Annotated in this window: 8 protein-coding genes and 4 pseudogenes; 6 read left to right on the top strand and 6 right to left on the bottom strand. The window is 55.5% G+C overall.

Features of this window, described 5'->3' with window-relative positions:
• The first annotated feature begins 177 nt into the window (after positions 1 to 177).
• From aac(3)-IVa to OOJ60_RS24945, 3 genes and pseudogenes are all read left to right on the top strand, one after another.
• Positions 178 to 954 (top strand): aminoglycoside N-acetyltransferase AAC(3)-IVa, encoded by a 777-nt coding sequence (gene aac(3)-IVa / locus OOJ60_RS23895; RefSeq protein ID WP_001199192.1) that lies wholly within the window; start codon positions 178 to 180, stop codon positions 952 to 954.
• Positions 955 to 1,182: 228 nt separating this feature from the next.
• Positions 1,183 to 2,208 (top strand): aminoglycoside O-phosphotransferase APH(4)-Ia, encoded by a 1,026-nt coding sequence (gene aph(4)-Ia / locus OOJ60_RS23890; protein ID WP_000742814.1) that lies wholly within the window; start codon positions 1,183 to 1,185, stop codon positions 2,206 to 2,208.
• A gap of 5 nt (positions 2,209 to 2,213) precedes the next feature.
• Positions 2,214 to 2,567 (top strand): annotated as a pseudogene (locus OOJ60_RS24945) (AAC(3) family N-acetyltransferase); the annotation flags it as partial.
• 62 nt (positions 2,568 to 2,629) lie between these two features.
• Here the strand turns inward: OOJ60_RS24945 and OOJ60_RS23885 are convergent.
• Positions 2,630 to 3,382, bottom strand: a complete 753-nt coding sequence (locus OOJ60_RS23885) for an IS6 family transposase (protein WP_000602738.1) — start codon at positions 3,380 to 3,382, stop codon at positions 2,630 to 2,632.
• A gap of 85 nt (positions 3,383 to 3,467) precedes the next feature.
• Here OOJ60_RS23885 and OOJ60_RS23880 point away from each other — a divergent pair.
• A pseudogene (locus OOJ60_RS23880) lies at positions 3,468 to 4,967 on the top strand (Tn3 family transposase); the annotation flags it as partial.
• 33 nt (positions 4,968 to 5,000) lie between these two features.
• Positions 5,001 to 5,912: pseudogene (locus OOJ60_RS23875) on the top strand (C45 family peptidase); the annotation flags it as partial.
• A 153-nt stretch (positions 5,913 to 6,065) separates the two neighbouring features.
• Here the strand turns inward: OOJ60_RS23875 and aph(3')-Ia are convergent.
• Positions 6,066 to 6,881: an aminoglycoside O-phosphotransferase APH(3')-Ia gene (aph(3')-Ia, locus tag OOJ60_RS23870; protein WP_000018321.1), complete on the bottom strand. Its 816-nt coding sequence runs from the start codon at positions 6,879 to 6,881 to the stop codon at positions 6,066 to 6,068.
• Positions 6,882 to 7,017: 136 nt separating this feature from the next.
• Here aph(3')-Ia and OOJ60_RS23865 point away from each other — a divergent pair.
• A pseudogene (locus tag OOJ60_RS23865) lies at positions 7,018 to 7,119 on the top strand (IS5/IS1182 family transposase); the annotation flags it as partial.
• Positions 7,120 to 7,216: 97 nt separating this feature from the next.
• Here OOJ60_RS23865 and OOJ60_RS23860 read toward each other — a convergent pair.
• The 4 genes from OOJ60_RS23860 to OOJ60_RS23845 form a co-directional block, all read right to left on the bottom strand.
• On the bottom strand, positions 7,217 to 8,053 hold the full coding sequence (locus OOJ60_RS23860) for an APH(6)-I family aminoglycoside O-phosphotransferase (RefSeq protein WP_049195390.1): 837 nt from the start codon (positions 8,051 to 8,053) through the stop codon (positions 7,217 to 7,219).
• Positions 8,053 to 8,856, bottom strand: coding sequence for an aminoglycoside O-phosphotransferase APH(3'')-Ib (gene aph(3'')-Ib, locus OOJ60_RS23855; RefSeq protein WP_001082319.1), 804 nt, complete (start codon positions 8,854 to 8,856; stop codon positions 8,053 to 8,055). Before aph(3'')-Ib ends, OOJ60_RS23860 begins: the two co-directional genes overlap by 1 nt.
• A gap of 292 nt (positions 8,857 to 9,148) precedes the next feature.
• A protein-coding gene (locus tag OOJ60_RS23850; protein ID WP_103215986.1) for an IS1-like element IS1A family transposase occupies positions 9,149 to 9,846 on the bottom strand; the annotation gives its coding sequence in 2 pieces (ribosomal slippage) (positions 9,149 to 9,597 and positions 9,597 to 9,846; 699 coding nt in all).
• A gap of 247 nt (positions 9,847 to 10,093) precedes the next feature.
• On the bottom strand, positions 10,094 to 10,207 hold a 114-nt coding region (locus OOJ60_RS23845; RefSeq protein ID WP_001466727.1), incomplete at its 5' end, for a hypothetical protein.

Below are 10,207 nucleotides of genomic sequence, written 5' to 3'. Positions count from 1 at the left end.
AGTACCAGCGTACGGCCCACAGAATGATGTCACGCTGAAAATGCCGGCCTTTGAATGGGTTCATGTGCAGCTCCATCAGCAAAAGGGGATGATAAGTTTATCACCACCGACTATTTGCAACAGTGCCGTTGATCGTGCTATGATCGACTGATGTCATCAGCGGTGGAGTGCAATGTCGTGCAATACGAATGGCGAAAAGCCGAGCTCATCGGTCAGCTTCTCAACCTTGGGGTTACCCCCGGCGGTGTGCTGCTGGTCCACAGCTCCTTCCGTAGCGTCCGGCCCCTCGAAGATGGGCCACTTGGACTGATCGAGGCCCTGCGTGCTGCGCTGGGTCCGGGAGGGACGCTCGTCATGCCCTCGTGGTCAGGTCTGGACGACGAGCCGTTCGATCCTGCCACGTCGCCCGTTACACCGGACCTTGGAGTTGTCTCTGACACATTCTGGCGCCTGCCAAATGTAAAGCGCAGCGCCCATCCATTTGCCTTTGCGGCAGCGGGGCCACAGGCAGAGCAGATCATCTCTGATCCATTGCCCCTGCCACCTCACTCGCCTGCAAGCCCGGTCGCCCGTGTCCATGAACTCGATGGGCAGGTACTTCTCCTCGGCGTGGGACACGATGCCAACACGACGCTGCATCTTGCCGAGTTGATGGCAAAGGTTCCCTATGGGGTGCCGAGACACTGCACCATTCTTCAGGATGGCAAGTTGGTACGCGTCGATTATCTCGAGAATGACCACTGCTGTGAGCGCTTTGCCTTGGCGGACAGGTGGCTCAAGGAGAAGAGCCTTCAGAAGGAAGGTCCAGTCGGTCATGCCTTTGCTCGGTTGATTCGCTCCCGCGACATTGTGGCGACAGCCCTGGGTCAACTGGGCCGAGATCCGTTGATCTTCCTGCATCCGCCAGAGGCGGGATGCGAAGAATGCGATGCCGCTCGCCAGTCGATTGGCTGAGCTCATGAGCGGAGAACGAGATGACGTTGGAGGGGCAAGGTCGCGCTGATTGCTGGGGCAACACGTGGAGCGGATCGGGGATTGTCTTTCTTCAGCTCGCTGATGATATGCTGACGCTCAATGCCGTTTGGCCTCCGACTAACGAAAATCCCGCATTTGGACGGCTGATCCGATTGGCACGGCGGACGGCGAATGGCGGAGCAGACGCTCGTCCGGGGGCAATGAGATATGAAAAAGCCTGAACTCACCGCGACGTCTGTCGAGAAGTTTCTGATCGAAAAGTTCGACAGCGTCTCCGACCTGATGCAGCTCTCGGAGGGCGAAGAATCTCGTGCTTTCAGCTTCGATGTAGGAGGGCGTGGATATGTCCTGCGGGTAAATAGCTGCGCCGATGGTTTCTACAAAGATCGTTATGTTTATCGGCACTTTGCATCGGCCGCGCTCCCGATTCCGGAAGTGCTTGACATTGGGGAATTCAGCGAGAGCCTGACCTATTGCATCTCCCGCCGTGCACAGGGTGTCACGTTGCAAGACCTGCCTGAAACCGAACTGCCCGCTGTTCTGCAGCCGGTCGCGGAGGCCATGGATGCGATCGCTGCGGCCGATCTTAGCCAGACGAGCGGGTTCGGCCCATTCGGACCGCAAGGAATCGGTCAATACACTACATGGCGTGATTTCATATGCGCGATTGCTGATCCCCATGTGTATCACTGGCAAACTGTGATGGACGACACCGTCAGTGCGTCCGTCGCGCAGGCTCTCGATGAGCTGATGCTTTGGGCCGAGGACTGCCCCGAAGTCCGGCACCTCGTGCACGCGGATTTCGGCTCCAACAATGTCCTGACGGACAATGGCCGCATAACAGCGGTCATTGACTGGAGCGAGGCGATGTTCGGGGATTCCCAATACGAGGTCGCCAACATCTTCTTCTGGAGGCCGTGGTTGGCTTGTATGGAGCAGCAGACGCGCTACTTCGAGCGGAGGCATCCGGAGCTTGCAGGATCGCCGCGGCTCCGGGCGTATATGCTCCGCATTGGTCTTGACCAACTCTATCAGAGCTTGGTTGACGGCAATTTCGATGATGCAGCTTGGGCGCAGGGTCGATGCGACGCAATCGTCCGATCCGGAGCCGGGACTGTCGGGCGTACACAAATCGCCCGCAGAAGCGCGGCCGTCTGGACCGATGGCTGTGTAGAAGTACTCGCCGATAGTGGAAACCGACGCCCCAGCACTCGTCCGAGGGCAAAGGAATAGAGTAGATGCCGACCGAACAAGAGCTGATTTCGAGAACGCCTCAGCCAGCAACTCGCGCGAGCCTAGCAAGGCAAATGCGAGAGAACGGCCTTACGCTTGGTGGCACAGTTCTCGTCCACAGTTCGCTAAGCTCGCTCGGCTGGGTCGCGGGAGGGCCGGTCGCAGTGATTCAGGCCCTTCTGGATTGTGTTGGTCCCCAGGGCACGATTGTCATGCCCACGCACTCGGGTGATCTGACTGATCCCGCAGATTGGAGATCGCCGCCCGTGCCTGCCGATTGGGTGCAGATCTTGCGCAACGAGATGCCGGCATACGATCCGCAAACCACACCAACTCGGAACATGGGTGCAGTGGCTGAATTGTTCCGGGCGTGTCGCAAACACTTTTGGAGGCAGCTATCACCCAGCCAAGGCCGGTATTTTCATGCTTTGTTAACCTTTTGCAGTCCGAAGAGGCGCGCAAGCAAATCATTCTGGTCATTGACGGTCCAGCCGCCTGAAAAGCCAAAGCCCTTCCGCAGCCACAGCATCGCCTCGAAACCCGCGATGGTTCGCCGCGCCGTGTTAAAGGATTGGAAACCGCCGATCTTCGGCATGTTCTTCTTCACCCGGAAATGGTCGCTCTCAATCCCCTGCTGGAGATGTTTGGTCACATAATGCACGGGATCGGGATGGAGAAGCCCATCATCAACCGACGTTTTGATCGTTGACGGGAAGGTGTTGGCCCCGTCCGTCCCAATCCTGTTCGGCGACAACAAGGGTTCATCTTTAAGCATCTTTCGGAAGAACCGCTTGGCAGCGTCGAGATCGCGCTTAGCGGTCAGCAGGAAATCCACCGGATTGCCATGCTTATCGATGGCTCGGTACAGATAGCGCCATTTGCCGCGGATCTTGACATAGGTCTCATCAATCCGGACCGAGCCGCAATGGGGTCGACGAAACTGCCGCAGCCGTTTCTCGATGACAGGTGCATAAGCCAATACCCAGCGGTTGATCGTGCTATGATCGACCTCGAAGCCCCGCTCGCGAAACATCTCTTCCAAGTCACGATAGCTGAGCGGGTAGCGCAAGTACCAGGCAACCGCCTGTACAATCAGCCAGGCCTCGAAATGCCTGCCCTTGAAATCATCCTTCGACTGGCGCTTCAGCTTTTCGGCAATGGTATTCAAAATCATCGGCTCGCTCCGCAATATCAGGAGCGGCAACTTCTCTCCCCATGGTCAACATCGAGTTAACCTGAAGAATTTGCGACAAGGCCATGCGTTCCGCTCCGGAGATGTCTGGCTTACTAGGTCCCGGCGCTATGGCGATCTGAAACACGCACTCGTTCCGGCACAATCCATCGCGGAAGGCGGTCGTCTCGCTGTGCCATTGCGGCCGGAGGAATGGCTGGCAGACCGGCAAGCTCGCCTCGACATGCGGTTGCGCGAGCTTGGCCGTGCCGCTCGCGCAGGCACGATCCCGGGCGGGTCGATTGAAAACGGCGTTCTGCATATCGAGAAACTCGAAGCCGCCGCGCCGACAGGCGCCGAAGATCTGGTGCTCGATCTCTACAAGCAGATCCCGCCCACGCGCATCACCGATCTCCTGCTGGAGGTGGATGCGGCGACCGGCTTCACCGAAGCGTTCACCCATCTGCGCACAGGAGCACCCTGCGCTGACCGGATCGGGCTAATGAACGTTATCTTGGCGGAAGGGATCAACCTCGGCTTGCGCAAAATGGCGGATGCGACAAACACCCACACCTTCTGGGAATTGATCCGCATTGGACGGTGGCATGTCGAGGGCGAAGCCTATGACCGGGCGCTGGCCATGGTGGTCGAGGCACAGGCAGCGTTACCCATGGCCCGGTTCTGGGGCATGGGCACGTCGGCTTCGAGCGACGGACAGTTCTTCGTCGCTACAGAGCAAGGTGAGGCCATGAACCTGGTCAACGCGAAATATGGCAATACCCCGGGCCTGAAAGCCTATAGCCACGTCTCCGACCAATATGCGCCGTTCGCAACCCAGGTGATTCCTGCAACGGCAAGCGAAGCGCCTTACATCCTCGATGGCCTGCTGATGAACGATGCTGGACGCCATATCCGCGAGCAGTTCACCGACACGGGCGGCTTCACCGATCACGTCTTTGCCGCATGTGCCATTCTCGGCTACCGGTTCGCTCCGCGCATCCGCGACCTGCCATCCAAACGGCTCTACGCGTTCAATCCGTCGGCCGCCCCGGCGCACCTGCGAGCGTTGATCGGCGGAAAGGTCAACCAAGCCATGATCGAGCGCAATTGGCCCGACATCCTGCGCATCGCCGCCACCATTGCTGCCGGGACCGTCGCGCCAAGCCAGATTCTGCGGAAACTCGCCTCCTATCCGCGGCAGAACGAGCTCGCGACAGCCCTGCGGGAAGTCGGTCGCGTCGAGCGCACCCTGTTCATGATCGACTGGATTCTGGATGCCGAACTCCAACGGCGTGCCCAGATCGGGCTCAACAAAGGCGAAGCTCATCATGCGCTGAAGCGGGCAATCAGCTTCCACCGCCGCGGTGAAATCCGCGACCGTTCCGCCGAAGGCCAGCATTACCGCATCGCCGGCATGAATCTGCTCGCCGCCATCATCATCTTCTGGAACACCATGAAGCTCGGCGAGGTCGTTGCAAACCAGAAACGCGATGGAAAGCTGCTATCGCCCGATCTCTTGGCCCATGTTTCGCCGCTCGGATGGGAACACATCAATCTCACCGGAGAATATCGCTGGCCAAAGCCTTAGCGTAGGATTCCGCCCCCTCCCGCAAACGACCCCGTGATGACCCTGCAGGCATCCCCTGAGACCCGGTTAATGCGCGCCGAGGTGCAGCGGCATTATCCGCACATCTGGCAGGAGCTGGAGGGGCTGGCGCAGGGACTGGAGGCCACTGTTGATCAGGTCTTTGCCTGGAACTGCCGTGGCGATCTGGTGCGCTCAACGTCGGATGGCTGTACGACGGTGGCCGGGGTAAACGCCGCAGGCGAGCGGATTATCGCGCATAATGAAGACGGTTTTCCTCAGTTACGGGATGAATGCTTGCTGGCTACCATTACTCCGAGTCGCGGTCTGAGCTTTACGAGTTTTGCCTATCCGGGGTCGATTTGCGGCCACACCTTTGCGGTAAATGAAAAAGGTATCGTTAACACGGTGAATAACATCCGTGCAGTGTATCGTCCGCAGGGATTACCGCGTCAGATCCTGGCTCGCGCCTCGCTGAATGCGAACACCCTCGACGAGGCCATCACTATACTTACCGGCCAGCCGCGATCCGGGGCGTTTCACCATACGCTCGGGCAGCTGGGCGATGCGCGGCTGTTCAGCGTTGAGGCCACCGGTCAAGGCTGTTCCGTTCTACCCCTGACGACGGTAACCGGGCATGCCAACCATCTGGTGCATGCGGCACTGGCTGGCGTTGAGCAGATCGTTACCGACAGTTCAGCGTCGCGGCAGTTACGCCTCGTGCAGTGGCGGGAAACGCAACCTCCGTTTGACGCCGCGGCGGCAAAAACCATTCTCTCAGATACCCATGACGCAGAACTGCCAATTTACCGGCTGGCTGCCGACGATCCGGATGAGGAGAACACCCTCGCCACGGCAGTTTTCACCCTCGATGCCAACCACGTCAGGTGGCAAATTTTCGACATTAACCGCGACGATGCTAAATTTCATGGAGAAGTGCGTGGGTGAAATAGCCGGTCGTCAGTCATAAAGGGCAGGGGAGTACCGTTGGCCCGGCGTTCGATAGTACCGTCCGGATACTGCCAGATATCGGCGTCCAGGGAGATGTCCTGAAGCGCGGTGTCCGGAATTTCAGGTTTGTGTCTCTACAAAGACTAACTATCAGAAAAACTCATCGAGCATCAAATGAAACTGCAATTTATTCATATCAGGATTATCAATACCATATTTTTGAAAAAGCCGTTTCTGTAATGAAGGAGAAAATTCACCGAGGCAGTTCCATAGGATGGCAAGATCCTGGTATCGGTCTGCGATTCCGACTCGTCCAACATCAATACAACCTATTAATTTCCCCTCGTCAAAAATAAGGTTATCAAGTGAGAAATCACCATGAGTGACGACTGAATCCGGTGAGAATGGCAAAAGCTTATGCATTTCTTTCCAGACTTGTTCAACAGGCCAGCCATTACGCTCGTCATCAAAATCACTCGCATCAACCAAACCGTTATTCATTCGTGATTGCGCCTGAGCGAGACGAAATACGCGATCGCTGTTAAAAGGACAATTACTAACAGGAATCGAATGCAACCGGCGCAGGAACGCTGCCAGCGCATCAACAATATTTTCACCTGAATCAGGATATTCTTCTAATACCTGGAATGCTGTTTTCCCGGGGAGCGCAGTGGTGAGTAACCATGCATCATCAGGAGTACGGATAAAATGCTTGATGGTCGGAAGAGGCATAAATGCCGTCAGCCAGTTTAGTCTGACCATCTCATCTGTAACATCATTGGCAACGCTACCTTTGCCATGTTTCAGAAACAACTCTGGCGCATCGGGCTTCCCATACAATCGATAGATTGTCGCACCTGATTGCCCGACATTATCGCGAGCCCATTTATACCCATATAAATCAGCATCCAGGTTGGAATTTAATCGCGGCCTCGAGCAAGACGTTTCCCGTTGAATATGGCTCATAACACCCCTTGTATTACTGTTTATGTAAGCAGACAGTTTTATTGTTCATGATGATATATTTTTATCTTGTGCAATGTAACATCAGAGATTTTGAGACACAACGTGGATTTGTTGAATAAATCGAACTTTTGCTGAGTTGAAGGATCAGATCACGCATCTTCCCGACAACGCAGACCGTTCCGTGGCAAAGCAAAAGTTCAAAATCACCAACTGGCCCACCTACAATAAAGGGGTCGTTTGCGGGAGAGGGCGAAATCCTACGCTAAGGCTTTGGCCAACGATATTCTCCGGTAAGATTGATGTGTTCCCAGGGGATAGGAGAAGTCGCTTGATATCTAGTATGACGTCTGTCGCACCTGCTTGATCGCGGCCGCGATAGCTAGATCGCGTTGCTCCTCTTCTCCATCCGCGTTCCAAGCTGCGGAAAGGCACCCATAAGCGTACGCCTGGTCGAGCAGGCGACGCGGATCGACGTCCAGCGCACGAGAGAATGCGTCCGCCATCTGTGCAATGCGTCTAGGATCGAGACAAAGGTCGTCTCTGTCAGCCGGATCGTAGAACATATTGGCGGCGCCAAAGCCCACTTCACCGACCAGACCGACGGGATCTATCACCAGCCAGCCGCGACTGGAGAACATGATGTTTTCATGATGCAGATCGCCATGTAGCCCACGCAGTTCCGAGGCATTGCTCATCATTTGATCGGCTATAATCGCCGCGTGGACGTAGTCAGTTTGACAACCTGCGTTTTGATCATCGCGCGCCCGCTGAAACAAAGCTGCAAAGCGATCCCGGATCGGGAGAAGGGCAGAAGGCAGGGGTTCCTCAGATGCGGCATACAGCTTCGCCATTAGTTCCGCTGCAATTTCGGTCGCCTGGTAGTCGCCGTGCTCGGCAACGATGTGAGAGAGCATTCGCTCCCCGGCATATTCGAGCAACATCAGATTGTTCTCACGACCGAGCAACCGGACTGCTCCCCTCCCATTGCGCCATACCAGATAGTCGGCCCCGCGCAGTTCATCAGCAATGTCTTCTATAGGTTTCAATTCCTTGACGATTGCAGGAGTCCCGTCTGGCAATGAAACTTTCCAAACGAGGCTGGAAAAGGTGTCCGCAATGAGAACAGGTTGCGAAACGTGCCAATGAGCAGGAAAAACAGGCGGCATGAACATCAACCCCAAGTCAGAGGGTCCAATCGCAGATAGAAGGCAAGGCGTTCGCGGTCGGGGGCTTCGATCCCCAATACATTGAATAGGACAGCGAAGGCGCGCTCTGCTTCATCTGGCGCTGCCCAGTTCTCTTCGGCGTTAGCAATCATGAGTGCCAAATCGGCATAGCGATCTGCTGTTCCGAGCCGCCCAAGGTCGATCAGACCCGTGCATTGAAGAGTTTTAGGGTCCACCATGAAGTTCGGCATGCAGGGATCACCATGGCAAACAACCATATCGGTGCGCTCTTGGTCGAGCCGCACCGGTAGCTCTCGTTCGACACGAGCCAAAAGATCGAGCTGCGGCGTACTCTTGTCCTCGTCCGGTAAGAAGTCGGGATTGACGGCATTGCGGGACACCACATCAACGGCGCGTCCGAACATTCGCGACAGCCTGCGCTCAAACGGACATTGATCAACCGATAGGCTGTGAACAGCGCCAAGTTGCTGCCCCATTGACGGCCACGCTTTGAGCAAATCCGCTCCAGACAGATCAGCCGCCGGTACTCCCGGAATTGCCGTTATCACCAAGCATGCACCCTCCTGTTCCTCCTGCCAGTTGATCACCTCGGGGCAAGCCACACCTCGACCTTTGAGCCAAATGAGGCGGTCACGCTCTCCAGCGAGCTCACCGCGGCGGGAAGCAGGTGCGATTTTCGCGAAGGCATGCCCGTCACCACGTCGAAAAACAAAATCACCAGATTCTCCGCCTCTGACAGGCAACCAGTCAGAATGCGATTCACCAAAAAAAATATTAGTTCGATTCAATGGAGGTTCCTTCAGTTTTCTGATGAAGCGCGGAGGTGGCTCAACCTGCGAAAAGAAACGAGTTGCTATGGACTTGCACCGGTTGTGTTCCGGTCTATCTCTCATTTTAAGCGGCTTTTTTCTCAAATGCCACCGGCGATTTCCAGCCGAGTGTTGAATGTCTTCGGCGTGGATTATAAAAGCCATTTACCCATATAATGCGCCTACTTATCAGCCTTTGGGACGTTGGGACGGTATTTTTCACTATATACCCCCAAGTTTTTAGACATGAAAAAAGGGTAATGACTCCAACTTATTGATAGTGTTTTATGTTCAGATAATGCCCGATGACTTTGTCATGCAGCTCCACCGATTTTGAGAACGACAGCGACTTCCGTCCCAGCCGTGCCAGGTGCTGCCTCAGATTCAGGTTATGCCGCTCAATTCGCTGCGTATATCGCTTGCTGATTACGTGCAGCTTTCCCTTCAGGCGGGATTCATACAGCGGCCAGCCATCCGTCATCCATATCACCACGTCAAAGGGTGACAGCAGGCTCATAAGACGCCCCAGCGTCGCCATAGTGCGTTCACCGAATACGTGCGCAACAACCGTCTTCCGGAGCCTGTCATACGCGTAAAACAGCCAGCGCTGGCGCGATTTAGCCCCGACGTATCCCCACTGTTCGTCCATTTCCGCGCAGACGATGACGTCACTGCCCGGCTGTATGCGCGAGGTTACCGACTGCGGCCTGAGTTTTTTAAGTGACGTAAAATCGTGTTGAGGCCAACGCCCATAATGCGGGCTGTTGCCCGGCATCCAACGCCATTCATGGCCATATCAATGATTTTCTGGTGCGTACCGGGTTGAGAAGCGGTGTAAGTGAACTGCAGTTGCCATGTTTTACGGCAGTGAGAGCAGAGATAGCGCTGATGTCCGGCGGTGCTTTTGCCGTTACGCACCACCCCGTCAGTAGCTGAACAGGAGGGACAGCTGATAGAAACAGAAGCCACTGGAGCACCTCAAAAACACCATCATACACTAAATCAGTAAGTTGGCAGCATCACCCGACGCACTTTGCGCCGAATAAATACCTGTGACGGAAGATCACTTCGCAGAATAAATAAATCCTGGTGTCCCTGTTGATACCGGGAAGCCCTGGGCCAACTTTTGGCGAAAATGAGACGTTGATCGGCACGTAAGAGGTTCCAACTTTCACCATAATGAAATAAGATCACTACCGGGCGCTGAGAGATCCCCTCATAATTTCCCCAAAGCGTAACCATGTGTGAATAAATTTTGAGCTAGTAGGGTTGCAGCCACGAGTAAGTCTTCCCTTGTTATTGTGTAGCCAGAATGCCGCAAAACTTCCAT

Origin of the sequence: Citrobacter sp. R4 (assembly GCF_026719175.1) — a bacterium.
Lineage (GTDB): Bacteria > Pseudomonadota > Gammaproteobacteria > Enterobacterales > Enterobacteriaceae > Citrobacter_A > Citrobacter_A sedlakii.
Note: the sequence above shows the minus strand (reverse complement) of the source record. Positions and strands in the feature narration are given on the sequence as shown.

What these genes read in the sequence shown, in the direction of transcription:
- OOJ60_RS23885 (WP_000602738.1), bottom strand. Translation starts at nt 3,382, where the DNA reads ATGATTTTGAATACCATTGCCGAAAAGCTGAAGCGCCAGTCGAAGGAT.
- OOJ60_RS23860 (WP_049195390.1), bottom strand. Translation starts at nt 8,053, where the DNA reads ATGTTCATGCCGCCTGTTTTTCCTGCTCATTGGCACGTTTCGCAACCT.